Raw genomic sequence first — 17929 nt, 5'->3', positions numbered from 1 at the left:
CGCCGATTTCTTATCCAACTCATTGATATTCAAGGAGTTTTCAGTTTCTTCCGCGGCGGGAATGGTGCGCATTATAGAGCGCTGAGACAGGGCGTCAACACTTATTTTGAACTTTCTTCCAGGTTCAAGGTAATGCGTGCAAAAGCCTTCTTGCCAGCCTGGCACACATGGGTCGCCCCTACCTTGAATATAAAGGTGCGATCAACCACCTCACCATCTATACGCACACTGCCCGCTGCCAGCAGATCGCGCGCACCGGCAGCATTCTTGACCAGGCCTGCCTTATTAAGCACAGCACCTACAGGAATGTCCTGGTCGGAAGTGACCACGATCTCGGGCAGGTCCTCAGGCAGCTCGCCTTCCTTCATGCGGTTGCCCGCCGAACGATGCGCAGTGGCCGCCGCTTCTTCACCATGGAAGCGCGCAACGATCTCTTCGGCCAGCTTGATCTTGATATCACGCGGATTGGCGCCGGCTTCGCAATCAGCCTTCAGGGCATTGATCTCTTCCATCGAGCGGAAGCTCAACAGCTCGAAGTAGCGCCACATCAACGAATCGGGAATAGACACCAGCTTGTTATAGATGACGCCGGGCGCTTCCTGGATGCCGACGTAGTTGCCCAGAGACTTGGACATCTTCTTCACGCCATCAAGACCTTCAAGCAATGGCATGGTCAGGATGCACTGCGCTTCCTGGCCATACGCACGCTGCAACTCGCGCCCCATCAGCAGGTTGAACTTCTGATCGGTGCCGCCCAGCTCGACATCGGCACGCAAGGCCACCGAGTCATAGCCCTGTACCAGCGGGTAGAGAAACTCGTGAATGGCAATCGGCTGGTTGCTGGTGTAGCGCTTGTCGAAGTCATCGCGCTCGAGCATGCGCGCCACGGTGTAGTTCGAGGACAGACGAATGAAGTCGGCAGGACTGAGCTTGTCCATCCAGGTGGAGTTGAACGCCACCTCGGTCTTGGCCGGATCCAGGATCTTGAACACCTGAGCCTTGTAGGTCTCGGCATAGGCCAGCACCTGCTCACGGGTCAGCGGAGGACGCGTCGCACTCTTGCCGCTTGGGTCGCCGATCATGCCGGTGAAGTCACCAATCAGGAAGATGACCTGATGCCCCAGCTCCTGGAACTGACGCAGCTTATTAATAAGCACCGTGTGCCCAAGGTGCAGATCGGGCGCGGTCGGGTCGAAACCGGCCTTGATTCGCAGTGGCTGGCCACGCTTGAGCTTTTCGACCAACTCAGCCTCGACCAGAAGCTCATCCGCGCCGCGCTTGATCAGCGCCAACTGCTCTTCAACCGACTTCATATCACCCCCGACTCAAAGGGAACCAACCATACAAGATCAGCGCCCAATTACAAGTTTTTGCCCGGCGCACAGCCATTGCTCCCGACCGCCTCTCGGCCAGGGTTGCTTCGCGCTGGATTTGGTTATATTTTATACAGTTATTTCATCTTCATCATGTCATTCATCTTTTCCTTTTCACCTTTTTTCAAAGTCAAAATTACCTATGATCGACACACCGCCTAAAGCGCCCCCGCTTTATCCGAAGAGCCACCTGCTGGCCGCCAGCGGCATTGCCGCCCTGCTCAGCCTCGCTCTTCTGGTCTTTCCTTCCAGTGAAGTAGAGGCCAAGCGCACCAATCTCAACCTTGATCTGGAGATGTCTGCCGAGCAGCACACACAGGATCAAGACGCTCAAGACACCGCCCAGGCCACACCGCAGGACGCGCCATCGCCGTTTGCGCAGATCGACGCACCTGAAGACAGCACCGAGCAAACTGCGGCGGCCGAACCTGAAGCCGAGGCCGCCAAGCAAGCTGCGGCACCAGCAGCGGCCAAGAATCCCAATCATCGTGAAGTGGTCGTGACCAAGGGCGACACCTTGTCGACCCTGTTCGAGAAAGTCGGTCTGCCAGCTACAGCGGTGCATGACGTGATTGCCGGCGACAAGCAGGCCAGGCAGTTCACCAAACTGCAGAACGGCCAGATCCTGCAGTTCGAACTGTCCCAGGATGGCCAGCTCAACAAACTGCACAGCAAGCTCAGCGACCTGGAGTCGATCAGCCTGTCAAAGGGTGCCAGCGGCTATACCTTCAGCCGTGAAACGAGCAAGCCCGACACCCGCAACGCCTACGTGCATGGTGTGATCAACAGCTCGCTGTCGGTCTCGGCCCAGCGTGCAGGCCTGGCCCACAGCATGACCATGCAGATGGCCGATATCTTCGGCTACGACATCGACTTTGCCCAGGACCTGCGCAAGGGCGACGAATTCGACGTGGTGTATGAACAGAAGGTCGTCAACGGCAAGACCGTCGGCACCGGCAATATCCTCGCGGCCCGCTTCACCAACCGCGGCAAGACCTACACGGCGGTGCGCTACGTCAACAAGTCGGGCAACACCAACTACTACACCGCCGAAGGCAACAGCATGCGCAAGGCGTTCATCCGCACGCCGGTTGACTTCGCCCGCATCAGTTCGGTGTTCTCGATGGGCCGCAAGCACCCGATCCTGAACAAGATCCGTGCCCACAAGGGCGTCGACTATGCCGCACCGCGCGGCACCCCGATCAAGGCCACCGGCGACGGCAAGGTGCTGCTGGCCGGGCGTCGTGGCGGCTACGGCAACACCGTGATCATCCAGCACGGTGACACCTATCGCACCCTTTACGGCCACATGCAGGGTTTCGCCAAGGGCGTACAGACCGGCGGCAGCGTCAAGCAGGGCCAGGTCATCGGCTATATTGGTACGACCGGCCTTTCGACAGGTCCGCATTTGCACTACGAATTCCAGGTCAACGGCGTACACGTAGACCCACTGGGTCAAAAGCTGCCAATGGCTGAACCGATTGCCAAAGCCGAAAAACAGCGCTTCATGCAGATGAGCCAGCCGTTGATGGCGCGCATGGATCAGGACAAGGCCACCAAACTGGCCTCCAATAAAAGGTAATCCATGGCCTTCTTCTATATCGGTGTCATGTCCGGCACCAGCCTCGATGGGTTCGATATCGCCCTGGTGAAACAGGACGATCGTCCCAGGTTGCTGGCAACGCACTACATCCCCATGCCGCAGGACCTGCATGTCGAACTGCTCGACCTGTGCGCCAGCGGCCATGACGAGCTGGCCCGTGCGGCGATTGCAGAACAGAAGTGGGTCCGGCTGGTGGCCGAGGGTGTCCTGGCGCTGTTGAAGGATAACAACATGGTGGCCGGTCAGATCCGCGCCATCGGCAGCCACGGTCAGACCATCCGTCACGAGCCGGCACGTGGCTTCAGTATCCAGATCGGTAACCCGGCGCTGCTGGCCGAACTGACCGAAATCACGGTCGTGACCGACTTCCGCCGTCGTGATGTCGCGGCCGGCGGCCAGGGTGCGCCTCTGGTGCCGGCGTTTCACGAAGCGCTCTTTGACGACAACAAGGACCGCCGGGCGGTGCTCAACGTGGGCGGTTTTACCAACCTGAGCCTGATCGAATCGGATCGGCCGGTTTCCGGCTTCGACTGTGGCCCGGGCAACGTGCTGCTCGACGCCTGGATCCAGTCACGACGCAAGCTGCCCTTTGACCGTGACGGTGAATGGGCTGCCAGCGGCCAGGTCAGCGAAGCCTTGCTCAACGCCCTGCTCAGCGACCCGTTCTTCAACACTCGCGGACCGAAAAGCACGGGACGCGAGGTGTTTAACCTGACCTGGCTGCACCAGCATCTGCGGCCATTTGCCAGTCTGCCCGACCAGGATGTCCAGGCCACGCTGCTGGAGCTGACGGCACTGAGCATCACCCAGTCGCTGCAGGCGGCGCAGTCAAGCACCACCGAACTGCTGGTGTGCGGTGGCGGTGCTCATAACCTGACACTGATGAACCGCCTGGCCGCCTTGTTACCGGGCACACGCGTCAGCAGCACGGCAAAATTCGGTGTCGACCCGGACTGGGTCGAAGCGATGGCCTTTGCCTGGCTGGCCCATTGCTGCCTGGAAGGCGTCCCGGCCAACCGCCCAACCGTGACCGGCGCGCGCGGCCTGCGGGTGCTGGGCGCGATCTATCCGGCCTGACGGTCTACGGCTCGCCCAATGCAAAACGCCGCGCATCAGCGCGGCGTTTTGCATTGAAGCACGGCAATCAGATCGAGAACGACGAGCCGCAACCGCAGGTCGTGGTCGCGTTAGGGTTCTTGATAACGAAGCGCGAACCCTCCAGACCTTCCTGATAGTCGACTTCGGCGCCGGCCAGGTACTGGAAACTCATCGGATCGACCACCAGGCTTACGCCCTCACGCTCGACGATGGTGTCATCCTCGGCCACATCTTCATCAAAGGTAAAGCCGTACTGGAAGCCCGAGCAACCGCCGCCGGTTACGAAGACACGCAGCTTCAGACGATCATTGCCCTCTTCATCGACCAGGGTTTTCACCTTGTGCGCAGCACCAGGGGTGAATTCCAGAGCCACTGGAGTGAAGGATTCAACGCTCATGTCAGATATCTCCCGGCGTCAGCCGTCGTAATGCGTAATGACGGGCATTATCCGCTTGTCCGAGAAAATAGGTCAACTATTAGGCCGATCGGTGACCGGGCCTGATCAGGCCCGGTCGTCGCACGCCTTACGGCATCATGCCGGCATGTGACAGGCCCAGGCGTTCGTCCAGGCCGAACATGATGTTCAGGTTCTGGATCGCCTGGCCCGACGCGCCCTTGACCAGGTTATCGATGACCGACAAGACCACCACCAGATCGCCACCCTGCGGACGGTGCACCGCGATCCGGCACACATTGGCACCGCGTACGCTGCGGGTTTCCGGGTGGCTGCCGGCGGGCAATACGTCGACGAACGGCTCATCCGCGTAGCGTTTTTCGAACAGCGCCTGCAGGTCGACAGACCGATCCACGACCGTTGCGTAGAGCGTGGCGTGAATCCCGCGAACCATCGGCGTCAGGTGTGGCACAAAGGTCAGGCCCACATCGCCACCGGCAGCACGGCGCAGCCCCTGGCTGATTTCCGGCAGGTGCCGGTGCCCCTTGACGGCGTAGGCCTTGAAGCTTTCAGTGGCTTCGGAGAACAGCGAACCGACGCTCAGGCCACGCCCGGCACCGCTGACGCCCGACTTGCAGTCGGCAATCAGGCGACTGTTGTCGGCCAGACCCGCTTCCAGCAGCGGCAGGAAACCCAACTGTGTCGCGGTGGGATAGCAGCCCGGCACAGCAATCAGGCGCGCACTCTTGATCTGCTCGCGATTGACCTCCGGCAAGCCGTAGACAGCGTCCTTGAGCAACTCCGGGGCACCATGCGGCTGGCCGTACCACTTGGCCCACTCGGCAGCGTCCTGCAGGCGAAAGTCCGCCGACAGGTCGATGACCCGGGTACCCGCCGCCAGCAATTCCCCGGCCAGCGCATGCGCAACGCCATGCGGCGTGGCAAAGAACACCACGTCGCAGGCGCCCAGGGTCTTGATGTCCGGAACGCTGAACGCCAGGCCGTCGTAATGGCCTCGCAGGTTCGGGTACATGTCGGCAACGGCCACGCCGGCCTCGGAGCGAGAAGTAATGACTTCCACCTGCGCCTGCGGGTGCTGCGCCAACAAGCGCAGCAGCTCAACCCCGGTGTAACCCGTGCCGCCGACGATACCGACCTTGACCATAACCTGTCCTCAACGAAACAACTGGAAAGCCCACGATGATAGGGCGGCCGGACCGATGCGACAACCGACAACGTGACGTAAGGGCCCAAGGCCCCTACTATTCGGCCACCGTGAACCTGAAGGATGTCCCGATGCTCTATCTATGGATCAAAGCGCTGCACATTGTCGCTCTCGTGTGCTGGTTTGCCGGCCTGTTCTACCTGCCGCGCCTGTTCGTCTACCACGCCATGAGCGAAGACGCCCCCAGCCGCGAGCGCTTCTGTGTGATGGAGCGCAAGCTGTACCGCGGCATCATGGGCCCGGCGATGATCGCCACCTTGCTGTTTGGCGGCTGGCTGGCCTGGCTCAACCCGGCCTGGTTCACCCAAGGCTGGATGCACGCCAAGCTGACCCTGGTCGTGCTGCTGATCGGCTACCACCATGTGTGCGGCGCACAGGTCAAACGCTTCGCGCGTGGCGAAAAAGGTCGCAGCCACGTGTTTTATCGCTGGTTCAATGAAATTCCCGTGGTGATACTGCTGGCCATCGTCATTCTGGTCGTGGTCAAACCGTTCTAGCTCCAGACAAGGAAGCCTTGCATGCCCGACACTCACTTCAAGCTCGTATTCGAAGGACAACTGCGCGAAGGCGTGAGCCTGGAAACCGCCAAGCTCAACCTCGCCCAGCTGTTCAAGAGCGACGTGTCGGCCATCGACCGGCTGTTCAACGGCCAGCCCGTGGCTCTCAAGCGCGGGCTGATCCAGAGCGAGGCCGATCGCTACCTCAAGGCCCTGCACGAGGCCGGTATCGATGCACGCCTCGAACCGGACCCGGCCATCAGCCTGAGCCTTGAAGAAGTCGGCGAGCCGGCCCCTTATCGCACCCCGGCAGATCCACTGGAGGCCTCACCCTACGCGCCGCCCAAGGCCGTGGTAGACAGGCCTGCAGTGAGCCGTGAGTTGAAGGTCTTCAGCATTCACGGCCGCATCGGCCGTCTGCGCTACCTGGCCTGGTCTTTGGTACTGGTCGGTGCCGGCCTGCTGGTCGCCTTGCTCTGCGCTGCCGTCATGAGCGTCTCACTGGTGGCCGGTGGGCTGCTGAGCACCGTAGCGGTGATCGCCCTGGCGGTGGTAAGTGTGCAGATGGGCGTGCAACGGCTGCACGACATCGGCTGGTCCGGCTGGTTTCTGCTGCTCAACCTGGTGCCGTTCCTGGGCAGCTTCTTTCCCTTCGTCATGGTGCTCATGCCAGGCAATGCCGGGGTCAATGCCTACGGGGCGCCGCCGCCGCCCAACACACAAGCAGTCAAAGTGCTATCAGGGCTGTGGCTGGTGGTCATCATCCTGTTTATCCTGTTGACCGTATTCAGCGGCATCGCCGCCATGACCCGCGAGCTGCAAAGCACCGTCGAGCTCTATGAGCAGTCATTGCCCTACGACGACAACAGCCAGAGCGACAATGCCAGGCCCGCTCCGGGTACTTTTTTCAAAGGCGAACGAAGCTTGTAGTACCCCGGCCACCCATGACCGGGCGCACGACGTTCAATGGAGACCTGCATGACCCGTTACGCACTGATCACCGGTGCCTCCAGCGGCATTGGCCTGGCGATGGCCGAAGCGCTGGCGCGCCGGGGTCGCAATCTGATCCTGGTGGCCCGCCAGCGTGAGCACCTCGAGCCCATCGCACTGGAACTGACCCAGCGCTTCGGCGTGGAAGTGCTGTTCCGTGCCTGCGATCTGGGCGAGCCGTTGCGCCTGTCGGGATTCCTGCTGGAGCTTGAAGACGGCGAACACAGCATCGACCTGCTGGTCAACAGCGCGGGCATCGGCACCTGTGGCCCGTTTCTGGGCCAGGAATGGGCGGCCGAACAGGACCTGATCGACCTGAACATCCTGGCCCTGACCCGCCTGTGCCATACCGTGGGCAACCTGATGGCCCTGCAGGGCGGCGGGCAGATCCTCAACATCGCCTCGGTGGCCGCCTTCAAACCGGGGCCGTGGATGAGCACCTACGCCGCCAGCAAGGCCTATGTGCTGCATTTTTCCGAAGCGTTGCGTGAAGAAGGCCGCAATAACGGCGTCAAGGTCTCGGTGCTCTGCCCTGGCCCGACGCGCACGCCCTTCTGGCGCACCGCCCAGGTCAACATCGACGAGCGTCATATGATGAGCCCCGAAGAGCTGGCACTGCATACCGTGCGCGCCCTGGCCCGCAACCGCGCGGTCATCGTGCCCGGCTGGGGCAATAAATGGCGAACCTTCGCTCCGCGGCTGGGCTCGCGCTGGCTGACCCGGCGACTCAGCGGCCTGATCAACAAAAGGCGTTGCCCCTGAGCGTTAAAAGCGGTGGGCGAGCCCGGCACGGCTCAGTACACTGCTGGCGGTCCCCACCTCAAGGAGCAAACGGCTGTGGATACTTTGTTCACCAAGATCATCAACCGGGAAATCCCGGCCAATATCATTTACGAAGACGATCAGGTCCTGGCCTTCCACGACATCGCCCCGCAGGCGCCCGTGCACTTCCTGGTCATTCCGAAAAAGCCCATCGCCACCCTCAACGACCTGACCGAAGAGGACAAGGCGCTGGCCGGCCATATCCTGTTCACGGCACAGCGCCTGGCGATCGAGCAAGGCTGCGAGGAAGGCTTTCGCGTGGTCATGAACTGCAATGAACTGGGTGGGCAGACCGTCTATCACATTCATATGCATGTGCTGGGCAAGCGCCAGATGACCTGGCCGCCGGGCTGATCAAGCTTTTCAACGACTTAGCCAGGTCAGCCTGCCCGTCACCGCACCGGCAGTGCTGACCTGCCCCATGCCTCAGCGACACGTTTGCATTAGACTGGGGCCAATGGATATCACCGGAGGTGCCCATGGCAACCGAACGTCATTACTCGGTCATCGACAAGCTGCTGCTACAGGCCGACAGCGCAATGCGCACACTGCTGCCTTCCAGCGGCCATTCCCAGCGCCCATCCCCGGCCATCGTGCACGCCGAGCATACGATGAGCGAAACCGAGACACGTCACATTGCCGGCCTGATGCGCATCAATCACACCGGCGAAGTCTGCGCCCAGGCGCTGTACCAAGGGCAATCGCTGACCGCCCGGCTGCCCGATGTACGCAAGGCCATGGAGCACGCTGCCGACGAAGAAATCGACCATCTGGTCTGGTGCGAGCAGCGCCTGCACCAGCTGGGCAGCCATACCAGCGTGTTCAACCCGCTGTTCTATGGCCTGTCGTTCGGCATTGGCGCCGCTGCCGGCCTGATCAGTGACAAGGTCAGCCTGGGTTTTGTCGCCGCCACTGAAGATCAGGTCTGCAAGCACCTGGACGAGCACCTGGAACAAATCCCTGCCGCCGACGAGAAATCCCGGGCCATCCTCGAACAGATGCGCCTCGATGAAGCGCACCATGCCGAAACCGCACTGGAGGCCGGCGGCTTCCGCTTCCCGGCGCCGGTCAAGTTCGGCATGAGCCTGATGGCCAAGGTCATGACCAGGACCACCTACCGGATCTGAAGCCGAGGGCTCTGTAGAAAAGGCGCCTTTCGGGCGCCTTTTCCATGTGTGCAGGCGATCGCTCAACCCAGCTCGACGATCTCGTAATCATGGGTGATCTTCACCCCGGCGTTGCCCAGCATGATCGAGGCCGAACAGTACTTCTCGGCCGACAGCTCGATGGCACGCTTGACCTGCGCTTCCTTGAGGCCACGCCCCTTGACCACGAAATGCAGGTGAATGCTGGTAAACACCTTGGGGTCTTCGGTGGCGCGCTCGGCCTCCAGAAACGCCTCGCAGCTTTCGACCGGCTGGCGCGACTTCTTGAGAATGCTCACCACATCGAAGTTGCTGCAGCCACCCAGGCCGATCAGCACCATCTCCATGGGCCTCACACCCAGGTTGCGGCCACCGCTCTCGGGCGGGCCATCCATCACCACGACATGGCCGCTTCCCGACTCGCCGAGGAACATGGCTTCGCCAGCCCATTGAATGCGTGCTTTCATCGCCAGACTCCACTGCTGAAAAAAAGGTCGTCAGATTAGGGGGTCTTGCCGTTCCAGCGCAAGCCGGGATGCAAGACGCGTGGAGGCACGTCTTGACGACTGCTATTTACAGGGCTCATGTAGGAAACTTCTTAAATGACGCCAACTTTTCGTCAAAGGCTGGCGAGAACGGTTCGACAGCCGATACCTTAGGCAAGCCATTTGGCGAAACCATTTTTGGGATGCACGCATGTTCGCTATAGCCCTCAATTCAAGAACAAAGAGCATCGACAAGCTTCTCATTCACGCACAACGCCACCGCTACCCTGTGCGGGGCAATATCATTTGCGCGGGTGACAAGGCGCACTCACTGTTTTTCATCATCAAGGGTTCGGTCACCATTTCCATTGACGACAGCGACGGTCGCGAAATGATTGTCGCCTACCTCAACAGCGGGGATTTCTTTGGTGAGCTTGGTCTGTTTGAACCACCGGGCCAGGAGTCATTGCGCAGTGCCTGGGTCCGGAGCAAGAGCGAATGCGAAGTTGCAGAAATTTCCTACGAGAAGTTTCGTGAACTGAGCCATCAAGAGCCGGACATTCTTTATACCTTGAGCACGCAGATGGCCGAACGGCTGCGCAATACCACGCGCAAGGTCGGCGACCTGGCCTTTCTGGATGTCACCGGCCGCGTGGCCCGTACACTTCTGGACCTGTGCAAGCAGCCCGACGCCATGACCCACCCCGATGGCATGCAGATCAAGATCACCCGCCAGGAAATCGGGCGTATCGTCGGTTGTTCGCGGGAAATGGTCGGCCGGGTACTCAAGTCACTGGAAGAGCAGAACCTGGTGAACGTCAAGGGCAAGACGATGGTGGTGTTTGGCACCCGCTGAAGACGGCTCAGAGTCCGTTCAGCAGGTGCTCGTAGGCCACGAACAGACGCTCGAGCACGTCGTGTTCCGGGAACACCTCATTGAGGGCGACATGGCTGCTTGCCCGCACCCGTGACGGCAGATTGCAACAGGCATAAAAGCGATTGACCGCCGCCACCATGTCCTCACGCTGGTTATCCAGCAGCAAGGCACCGTGCGCCAGTACCACCGGCCGAGCGCCACCTTGTGCCTGGCGCCAGCGCTGCGCAGTGCCGACCAGTTTGCGACCGTCGAGGTTGACGTTATAGCGGCCATCACAGAAGGCACCGTCCACCTCGCCCAGCGACGCACGGCCGCCAAACGATGCCAGCACATCAAGCAACGGCTGGCACAAGCGTCGATAGGCCGTTTCGATCCGGTCTCGGTCCACATCACCCGAGGGCTGCGCATACACCAACGCAATGTTCACGGTTGCCGGCGATTGCGGTACTGGCTCGCCCCCGCTTTCACGCAGCAGCACCGGCCAGCCACTGTCGGCCAGCGCCTCACTGGCCTGGTCGAACCCGGCCAGCCGGTTCATCCGTCGCGGCATGACCAGCGCCTGCTCGTTGGGTCGCCAGAACAGCAACCCATGCCCGGTCTCACCGGCGCACACCGCCGCCAGCAACGCCTGTTCGGCCTGCAAGCCTTGCTCGACACCGGTCTCGACGATCACCGTCGCGCTCACAAAGTGCCTTAACCGATAACGGGCGCGCTGCTGATCAGCGCCCCGCGTTCCGGAAAGAACAGCCGCTGCAACTCGGCCCCCGGCTGCTCGGCGCGCATGAACGCCTCACCGACCAGGAACGAGTAGACGTCGTTGATTTCCATCAGCTCGACATCGGCACGGTTGAGAATGCCGCTTTCGGTAATCACCAACCGGTCACGCGGAATACGAGGCAGCAGATCCAGCGTGGCCTCAAGGCTGACCTCAAAGGTGTGCAGGTTACGGTTGTTGACCCCCACCAGCGGGGTATCGAGGATCTTGAGGGCACGCTCCAGCTCATCACTATCATGAACCTCGACCAGCACGTCCAGCCCGACACCTTTGGCAGTGGCCGCCAGCTCCGCCATGCGCCCGTCGTCCAGCGCCGAGACAATCAGCAGAATGCAGTCGGCGCCCAAGGCACGCGCCTCGACCACCTGGTAGGGGTCGATCATGAAATCCTTGCGGATCACCGGCAACGTGCAGGCCGCTCGAGCTTGCTGCAGGTAGACATCGGCCCCCATGAAGAAGTCGATGTCGGTCAGCACCGACAGGCAGGTCGCGCCACCGCTGGCGTAACTCACGGCAATCTCGGCCGGGTTGAAATGCTCGCGGATCACGCCTTTGCTGGGCGACGCCTTCTTGATCTCGGCGATCACCGCCGGCTGCTTGCGCCGTGCCTGCTCCAGCAGGGCCGCGGCAAAGCCTCGCGGCGCATCGGCCAGGGCGGCCTGGCGCTCCAGTTCGGCCAGGCTCACCCGGGTACGGCGGGCAGCCACTTCCTCGGCCTTGCGGGCCAGAATCTTTTCCAGAACCGTTGGCACGCTCATCCTTCGTTCTCCTGCTTGAATACAGCGGTAAAGGCGCCCAGTTCTTCGAGCTTTTCCCGGGCCAGGCCGGTGTGCAAGGCATCGTGCGCCAGCTCGACGCCTTCCTTGAGGCTCGAGGCATAATCTGCAGCATAGAGCGCAGCACCGGCATTGAGCACGATCATTTCAGCGGCTTTTTGCCCGCTTTCGGTCTTGCGCTTGCCCAGCGCATCGCGAATCAGGGTCAGCGACGCCTGCGGGCTGTCGACCACCAGGCCATACAGGCTCTGGCTCTTCATGCCCAGGTCCTCCGGCTGGACCCAGTATTCGCGGATCTCGCCTTTATGCAGCTCGGCCACGTAAGTAGGGGCGGCCAGGCTGAATTCGTCCAGGCCGTCCTGGGAATGCACCACCAGCACATGCTGGCTGCCCAGGCGTTGCAGCACCTCGGCCAGTGGACGGCACAAGGCCTGGCTGAACACGCCCACGACCTGGTGACGGACACCGGCCGGGTTGGTCAGGGGACCCAGCATATTGAACAGGGTGCGCAGGCCCAGGTCGCGGCGCGGTGCAGCAGCGTATTTCATGGCGCCGTGATGCACCTGGGCAAACATGAAGCCGATGCCCACGCTGTCGATACAGCGTGCCACTTGCACCGGTGTCAGGTTCAGGTAGATACCGGCCGCCTCAAGCAGGTCGGCACTGCCGCTCTTGCCCGACACCGCGCGGTTACCGTGCTTGGCCACCGTGCAACCGGCGGCTGAAATCACCAGCGAAGCGGCCGTCGAGACATTGAAAATATTGGCGCCATCACCGCCGGTGCCGACAATGTCGACCACCCGGTCCAGCGTCTGCAACTCGACCTTGCCAGCCAGCTCGCGCATCACCGACACCGCCCCGACGATTTCGTCGATGCTCTCGCTCTTCATGCGCATGCCCATCATGAAGGCGCCGATCTGCGCCTCGCTGCACTGGCCGGTCATGATGTCGCGCATCACCTGGCTCATCTCGTCGGTGCTCAGGTCAAGATGATTGACCACCCGGTCCAGGGCGGCCTTGATCGTAATGGGGGTGCTCATGCAGAAAGTCCTTGTACCTGACGCGTGCCGCCGGTCTGTTTGAGGAAGTTGGCGAACAGCTCATGACCTTGCTCGGTCAGGATCGACTCGGGGTGAAACTGCACCCCCTCGACGTTCAGCGTCTTGTGCCGCAGGCCCATGATCTCGTCCACCGAACCATCGGCGTGGGTGGTCCAGGCCGTGATTTCCAGGCAGTCGGGCAAGGTTTCGCGCTTGACCACCAGCGAGTGATAGCGGGTCACCACCAACGGCTGGTTCAGGTCGGCGAACACGCCCTGGTCTTCATGGGTCACAGGGCTGGTCTTGCCGTGCATCACCTGCCGGGCGCGGACCACATCGCCGCCAAAGGCCTGGCCGATGGACTGATGCCCCAGGCAGACACCCAGGATTGGCAGCTTGCCGGCAAAATGCCGGATCACGTCCAGCGACACACCCGCTTCGTTAGGCGTGCAAGGACCGGGCGAAACCACGATGCGCTCAGGCGCAAGCGCTTCGATTTCGGCCAGGGTCAATTCGTCGTTGCGGATCACCTTGACGTCGGCACCCAGCTCACCCAGGTACTGCACGACGTTATAGGTAAAAGAGTCATAGTTATCGATCATCAGCAACATGGGCTCACCTCTTGAATCGCTGACTTTGAATATGATCCCCGCATGATTTTGTCGCTCACTCATCTCCCGCCGCCGGGCACGAACAGCATCCGGTTGGGAAAAGGCAGCAACAAGCGGGGTACATCGTTACGAGACCGGCAGGGCCGGCAGGAGAAAAGTCAGGCGCGCCAACGCCAACGGGCGTGAGCCTTGATAACGCGCATCAAGAGTTTGCTGACAGTTGTCACGGAAGGAGTCTCATCTGAACGTTTCGGGACATTAGCGTACCGGCTTGAACGGCGCAATGATTGTACGCGATAAAACCGACGCAATATCCGATCAGAAACCGGCGGTTAAAACGCATCAGCGCTCTGATATCGGCCCGACAGGCCGTCTGCAAACAACGCTGTATGCCCTTGAGCGCCGTCACTGTCGGCAGTGATCGCGTGATTGATCGAGGTTCTCGAACGGTTCGTCGACACCCCCAATAAGCGGCACTGGCGCTGCTGGAGAGGGTTGCTAGGGTCAGTGGACACCACCACACGAGAACCCCCTGATGCAGTTCCCCCCTGCCACGCCCCTGCGCCTGCTGCTCAAGCCATTGACCGCCTGCCTGCTGACCCTGACCTGTCTGGCCCCACCGGCCCTGTCGGCGCCCTACTCGACCCTGTTCGTCTTTGGCGACAGCCTGCTGGATGCCGGCCAGTTCCCCGACCTGAACGGCCCGCCGGGCGCCACCCTGCGCTTCACCAACCGAACAGGACCCGACTACCACGACGGCAGTGGCGAACTGACCGGCCTCACCTCCTCCCTGTTGCTGGGCCGTTTGCTCGGAATCTCGCCGCACGACCTGGCCGCGTCAACCTCGCCGGTGAACGCCGCACTGGGGCAAGCCGACGGCAACAACTGGGCCGTGGGCGGCTACCGCACCGACCAGATCCTGGATTCGATCACCGGGCAGTCGAACGTCACGCTGGAGGACACCAACATCGTGCTGCGCAACCGCCCGGGCTATCTGCCCGGTAACGCCGGGCGTGCCGACCCAGACGCCTTGTACTACCTGTCCGGCGGCGCCAACGACTTTCGCCTGGGCCTGGTCCTGAACCACGCCGACGCCCGCCAGGCCGCCGGACGCCTGGCCGACAGCGCCCAGGCTCTGCAACAGGCCGGGGCACGCTACCTGATGGTCTGGCTGCTGCCGGACATCGGCCAGACGCCCGTATACAGCGCCAGCCCCGTGCAACCGGTGATTTCCGACCTCAGCGCGGTCTTCAACGAGCGCCTGGTCGAACGGCTCGGGCAACTGGACGCCGAGGTGATCGGCCTGAACATCCCTCTGCTGATCAGCGAAGCCCTGAGCGATCCTGCGCGTTTCGGCTTTGCCGCCGACATCGACCTGATCGGCACCTGCTTCAATGGCGACGGTTGCCGGCAGAACCCGGTCTACGGACTGGACGGCAGCCGCCCGGACCCTGACCGGCTGTTCTTCAATGACCGCGTGCACCCGACCACGGCCGCGCAGCGCCTGCTGGCCGATTACGCCTACTCGATCCTGGCCGCGCCGCAGGAACTGACCCTGCTGCCGGAAATGGCCCACACCACCCTGCGTGCCCAGCAAGACACATTGCGCAACCAATGGCTGGCCGACCTGGGGGCCTGGCAAGCGGTCGGGCACTGGCGAACCCTGCTGGATGCAGGCGGCCAGGCGCTCGACATCGACGCTCAAGGCAGCGGCGCCAAGGCCGACGGGCAGGGTGCCAACCTGACCCTGGGCGGCAGCTATCGCCTGGCCGAACACTGGCGTACCGGGTTCGTGGCGGGCGCCTACCGGCAGAGCCTCAAGGCCGGCGAACAGGACTCGCACTACCGGCTGGGCAGCTACATTGCCAGCATTTTCATGCAGTATCAGGCCCGTCAGTGGTGGGCGGACATATCGGCCTCCGTCGGGCAACTGGATTACGACAAGGCCGAGCGCCGGTTCGCCCTGGGCATCAGCGAACGGCAGGAAAAAGGCGATACCGACGGCCATCTGTGGGCGTGGAGTGCGCGGCTGGGCCATGACCTCTCCGGCGGCCATCGCGCGTGGCACCTGTCGCCGTTCATCAGCGCCGACCAGGCCAGGGTCAGCGTCGATGGCTACCGTGAACGCGGCCAGAGCTCGAGCGCACTGAGCGTCGACGACCAGCAGCGCACCTCGCGCCGGCTGGGTGCTGGCCTGCTGGGCAAATGGCAGCTTGCGCCGGCCACCCAGGTGTCTGGCGAATTCGCCCACGAACGTGAATTCGAGACCGATGCCCGGCCGGTGCGCCTGGCCCTCAACAGCCTGCCGTCGCTCGACTTTGCCTTGCAAGGCTATGCCCCACAGCGCAACCTCAACCGCGCCAGCCTCGGCCTGAGCCAGCAACTGACCCGCGACCTCAACCTGCGCGCCGGCTACACCTGGCGCAAGAACGACGCGCTGACCCAGCAAGGAGTCAACCTCGACATAAGCCTGGATTTTTGATGACGACGTAGGTACCGGTACATCTCAGTAGGAGCGCGCTCTGCCCGCGACCGAGTGCGAAGCGCTCGCAAAATCTGAGAAACGCCACAAAATTACGCCTGCTAACCCATCAGGGATCTATGAAACGCTGAAAATTTACGACTGCTAGCGCAGCCGGTCGCGGGCAAGCGCGCTCCTACAGGCCGGCAGTTGCTTATGACTGCTCGGCCAGCGCCACGGCGCGGAACATGGCGCGGCGCTTGTTGATGGTCTCTTCCCATTCCAAGGCCGGCACCGAATCGGCGACGATGCCGCCACCGGCCTGCACATGCAACTCGCCGTCCTTGATCACCGCCGTGCGAATGGCGATGGCGGTGTCCATGTTGCCGTTCCAGGCCATGTAACCCACGGCGCCGCCATAGACGCCACGCTTGACCGGCTCCAGCTCGTCGATGATTTCCATCGCACGGATCTTCGGCGCACCCGACAAGGTGCCCGCCGGCAGGATGGCACGCAAGGCGTCCATGGCCGTCAGCCCGCTTTTCAACTGGCCGGTGACGTTGGAGACGATGTGCATGACGTTGGAATAACGCTCGATGACCATCTTCTCGGTCAGTTTCACCGAGCCGATTTCCGACACCCGGCCGGTGTCGTTGCGGCCAAGGTCGATGAGCATCAGGTGCTCGGCGATTTCCTTGTCATCGGACAGCAGGTCTTCTTCCAGCGCACGGTCGGCTTCTTCGGTCGCCCCGCGTGGACGGGTGCCGGCAATGGGGCGGACGGTGACCAGGTTGTCCTCGACACGCACCAGCACCTCCGGTGAACTGCCGACCACATGGAAGTCGCCGAAGTTGAAGAAGTACATGTACGGCGTCGGGTTGAAGCAACGCAGCGCGCGGTACAGGTCGATGGGCGCGGCCTTGAAATCGATGGACATCCGTTGCGACGGCACCACCTGCATCACATCACCCGCCAGGATGTACTGCTTGACGGTGTCCACCGCCCGCTCGTAATCGTCCTGGGTAAAGCTGGAACGGAACGCCGGCTCGCTGGCCGGTGGCCGCGTCAGGTCCAGGCCACGGCGCGGCGTGAGCGGCTGGCGCAGCTTGTCCATCAGTTCGTCGAGCTGCGCCAGGCCCTGCTCGTAGGCCTGCGGCTGCGACGGGTCGGCCAGCACGATGGCGTGCATCTTGCCGGCCAGGTTGTCGAACACCACCACCGCGTCCGACACCATCAGCAGGATGTCCGGCACGCCCAGCGGGTCGGGGTTCGGACAGTTGGCCAGGCGTTTCTCGACATAGCGCACGCAGTCATAGCCGAAATAGCCCACCAGGCCACCGTTGAAGCGCGGCAGCCCCGGCAGGGTCGGCACGTTGTAGCGGGCCTTGAAGGTTTCGACGAAGGCCAGCGGGTCTTCGACCTGCAGGCTTTCGGTCTCGATGCCATCGCACGTCACGCTGACCTGATAGCCATGCACACGCAACACGGTACGGCACGGCAGGCCGATGATCGAGTAACGACCCCATTTCTCGCCGCCCTGCACCGACTCCAGCAGATAGGAGTTGGGCTGGTCGGCCAGTTTCAGGTAGATCGACAGCGGCGTATCGAAGTCGGCCAGGGTGTCGATGGCCAGCGGGATGCGGTTGTAGCCTTCAGCGGCCAAACGCAGGAATTCTTCACGGTTCATGAGTCGCCTCGTGGTTTGAGGATAAAAACGGTCAGTCAGGCAAACGGGCCGCAGGCGGCCGGAGCAAAAG

Annotated in this window: 18 protein-coding genes; 9 read left to right on the top strand and 9 right to left on the bottom strand. The window is 62.1% G+C overall.

Going from position 1 to position 17929, the window contains the following annotated elements; translation table 11 throughout:
• Window positions 1–101: 101 nt before the first annotated feature.
• A complete protein-coding gene (gene tyrS, locus ASF84_RS24695; RefSeq protein WP_056841491.1) occupies window positions 102–1313 on the bottom strand; it encodes a tyrosine--tRNA ligase in 1212 nt (403 codons plus the stop codon).
• 202 nt (window positions 1314–1515) lie between these two features.
• Between tyrS and ASF84_RS24690 the strand changes: the two genes are divergently transcribed.
• Both ASF84_RS24690 and ASF84_RS24685 read left to right on the top strand, forming a co-directional pair.
• A complete protein-coding gene (locus tag ASF84_RS24690; protein ID WP_056841490.1) occupies window positions 1516–2955 on the top strand; it encodes a peptidoglycan DD-metalloendopeptidase family protein in 1440 nt (479 codons plus the stop codon).
• Between the two features lie 3 nt (window positions 2956–2958).
• Complete coding sequence (locus ASF84_RS24685; protein WP_056841489.1) at window positions 2959–4053, top strand: anhydro-N-acetylmuramic acid kinase; 1095 nt, start codon at window positions 2959–2961, stop codon at window positions 4051–4053.
• 67 nt (window positions 4054–4120) lie between these two features.
• On the opposite strand, the gene erpA is transcribed toward ASF84_RS24685, so the two are convergent.
• Both erpA and argC read right to left on the bottom strand, forming a co-directional pair.
• The gene (erpA, locus tag ASF84_RS24680; RefSeq protein ID WP_056841488.1) at window positions 4121–4471 is read right to left on the bottom strand and encodes an iron-sulfur cluster insertion protein ErpA; all 351 of its coding nucleotides are present in this window, start codon (window positions 4469–4471) and stop codon (window positions 4121–4123) included.
• Between the two features lie 127 nt (window positions 4472–4598).
• Window positions 4599–5633 (bottom strand): N-acetyl-gamma-glutamyl-phosphate reductase, encoded by a 1035-nt coding sequence (argC, locus tag ASF84_RS24675; protein ID WP_056841487.1) that lies wholly within the window; start codon window positions 5631–5633, stop codon window positions 4599–4601.
• A gap of 131 nt (window positions 5634–5764) precedes the next feature.
• Between argC and hemJ the strand changes: the two genes are divergently transcribed.
• The 5 genes from hemJ (at window position 5765) to coq7 (ending at window position 9129) form a co-directional block, all read left to right on the top strand.
• Complete coding sequence (hemJ, locus tag ASF84_RS24670; protein ID WP_056841486.1) at window positions 5765–6190, top strand: protoporphyrinogen oxidase HemJ; 426 nt, start codon at window positions 5765–5767, stop codon at window positions 6188–6190.
• 21 nt (window positions 6191–6211) lie between these two features.
• Window positions 6212–7120 carry a DUF805 domain-containing protein gene (locus ASF84_RS24665; protein WP_056841485.1) on the top strand — a complete coding sequence of 303 codons (909 nt, stop codon included), beginning with the start codon at window positions 6212–6214 and terminating at the stop codon, window positions 7118–7120.
• 48 nt (window positions 7121–7168) lie between these two features.
• Window positions 7169–7942: an SDR family NAD(P)-dependent oxidoreductase gene (locus ASF84_RS24660; RefSeq protein WP_056841484.1), complete on the top strand. Its 774-nt coding sequence runs from the start codon at window positions 7169–7171 to the stop codon at window positions 7940–7942.
• Window positions 7943–8017: 75 nt separating this feature from the next.
• Window positions 8018–8356, top strand: coding sequence for a histidine triad nucleotide-binding protein (locus ASF84_RS24655; RefSeq protein WP_056841483.1), 339 nt, complete (start codon window positions 8018–8020; stop codon window positions 8354–8356).
• Between the two features lie 125 nt (window positions 8357–8481).
• On the top strand, window positions 8482–9129 hold the full coding sequence (gene coq7 / locus ASF84_RS24650; protein WP_056841482.1) for a 2-polyprenyl-3-methyl-6-methoxy-1,4-benzoquinone monooxygenase: 648 nt from the start codon (window positions 8482–8484) through the stop codon (window positions 9127–9129).
• A 62-nt stretch (window positions 9130–9191) separates the two neighbouring features.
• Here coq7 and ASF84_RS24645 read toward each other — a convergent pair whose 3' ends face one another.
• A complete protein-coding gene (locus ASF84_RS24645; protein ID WP_056841481.1) occupies window positions 9192–9614 on the bottom strand; it encodes an OsmC family protein in 423 nt (140 codons plus the stop codon).
• Window positions 9615–9843: 229 nt separating this feature from the next.
• On the opposite strand from ASF84_RS24645, the gene crp reads away from it, so the two are divergent.
• Window positions 9844–10488 (top strand): cAMP-activated global transcriptional regulator CRP, encoded by a 645-nt coding sequence (gene crp, locus ASF84_RS24640; RefSeq protein WP_056841480.1) that lies wholly within the window; start codon window positions 9844–9846, stop codon window positions 10486–10488.
• A gap of 7 nt (window positions 10489–10495) precedes the next feature.
• Here crp and ASF84_RS24635 read toward each other — a convergent pair whose 3' ends face one another.
• From ASF84_RS24635 to ASF84_RS24620, 4 genes are read right to left on the bottom strand one after another with little or no spacing between them, the layout of a single operon-like run.
• Window positions 10496–11194, bottom strand: a complete 699-nt coding sequence (locus ASF84_RS24635; RefSeq protein ID WP_236709471.1) for a lipoate--protein ligase family protein — start codon at window positions 11192–11194, stop codon at window positions 10496–10498.
• 8 nt (window positions 11195–11202) lie between these two features.
• Window positions 11203–12042 (bottom strand): indole-3-glycerol phosphate synthase TrpC, encoded by an 840-nt coding sequence (gene trpC / locus ASF84_RS24630; RefSeq protein ID WP_056841479.1) that lies wholly within the window; start codon window positions 12040–12042, stop codon window positions 11203–11205.
• Complete coding sequence (gene trpD, locus ASF84_RS24625; RefSeq protein WP_056841529.1) at window positions 12039–13088, bottom strand: anthranilate phosphoribosyltransferase; 1050 nt, start codon at window positions 13086–13088, stop codon at window positions 12039–12041. Before trpD ends, trpC begins: the two co-directional genes overlap by 4 nt.
• 8 nt (window positions 13089–13096) lie before the next feature.
• The gene (locus ASF84_RS24620; protein WP_056841478.1) at window positions 13097–13711 is read right to left on the bottom strand and encodes an aminodeoxychorismate/anthranilate synthase component II; all 615 of its coding nucleotides are present in this window, start codon (window positions 13709–13711) and stop codon (window positions 13097–13099) included.
• A 535-nt stretch (window positions 13712–14246) separates the two neighbouring features.
• Between ASF84_RS24620 and estP the strand changes: the two genes are divergently transcribed.
• A complete protein-coding gene (gene estP / locus ASF84_RS24615; protein WP_056841477.1) occupies window positions 14247–16193 on the top strand; it encodes an esterase EstP in 1947 nt (648 codons plus the stop codon).
• A gap of 193 nt (window positions 16194–16386) precedes the next feature.
• Here the strand turns inward: estP and trpE are convergent, their stop codons facing one another.
• Window positions 16387–17859 carry an anthranilate synthase component I gene (trpE, locus tag ASF84_RS24610; protein WP_056841476.1) on the bottom strand — a complete coding sequence of 491 codons (1473 nt, stop codon included), beginning with the start codon at window positions 17857–17859 and terminating at the stop codon, window positions 16387–16389.
• Between the last annotated feature and the right edge of the window lie 70 nt (window positions 17860–17929).

This window comes from Pseudomonas sp. Leaf127, assembly GCF_001423155.1.
Lineage (GTDB): Bacteria > Pseudomonadota > Gammaproteobacteria > Pseudomonadales > Pseudomonadaceae > Aquipseudomonas > Aquipseudomonas ovata.
This window is presented reverse-complemented; position numbering and strand designations above follow the sequence as displayed.

Coding starts and splice junctions, on each gene's coding strand:
- crp (WP_056841480.1), top strand. CDS start 9,844: ATGTTCGCTATAGCCCTCAATTCAAGAACAAAGAGCATCGACAAGCTT.
- hemJ (WP_056841486.1), top strand. CDS start 5,765: ATGCTCTATCTATGGATCAAAGCGCTGCACATTGTCGCTCTCGTGTGC.
- ASF84_RS24645 (WP_056841481.1), bottom strand. CDS start 9,614: ATGAAAGCACGCATTCAATGGGCTGGCGAAGCCATGTTCCTCGGCGAG.
- ASF84_RS24685 (WP_056841489.1), top strand. CDS start 2,959: ATGGCCTTCTTCTATATCGGTGTCATGTCCGGCACCAGCCTCGATGGG.
- ASF84_RS24665 (WP_056841485.1), top strand. CDS start 6,212: ATGCCCGACACTCACTTCAAGCTCGTATTCGAAGGACAACTGCGCGAA.
- estP (WP_056841477.1), top strand. CDS start 14,247: ATGCAGTTCCCCCCTGCCACGCCCCTGCGCCTGCTGCTCAAGCCATTG.
- coq7 (WP_056841482.1), top strand. CDS start 8,482: ATGGCAACCGAACGTCATTACTCGGTCATCGACAAGCTGCTGCTACAG.
- argC (WP_056841487.1), bottom strand. CDS start 5,633: ATGGTCAAGGTCGGTATCGTCGGCGGCACGGGTTACACCGGGGTTGAG.
- ASF84_RS24660 (WP_056841484.1), top strand. CDS start 7,169: ATGACCCGTTACGCACTGATCACCGGTGCCTCCAGCGGCATTGGCCTG.
- tyrS (WP_056841491.1), bottom strand. CDS start 1,313: ATGAAGTCGGTTGAAGAGCAGTTGGCGCTGATCAAGCGCGGCGCGGAT.
- erpA (WP_056841488.1), bottom strand. CDS start 4,471: ATGAGCGTTGAATCCTTCACTCCAGTGGCTCTGGAATTCACCCCTGGT.
- trpC (WP_056841479.1), bottom strand. CDS start 12,042: ATGAGCGTGCCAACGGTTCTGGAAAAGATTCTGGCCCGCAAGGCCGAG.
- ASF84_RS24690 (WP_056841490.1), top strand. CDS start 1,516: ATGATCGACACACCGCCTAAAGCGCCCCCGCTTTATCCGAAGAGCCAC.
- ASF84_RS24620 (WP_056841478.1), bottom strand. CDS start 13,711: ATGTTGCTGATGATCGATAACTATGACTCTTTTACCTATAACGTCGTG.
- trpE (WP_056841476.1), bottom strand. CDS start 17,859: ATGAACCGTGAAGAATTCCTGCGTTTGGCCGCTGAAGGCTACAACCGC.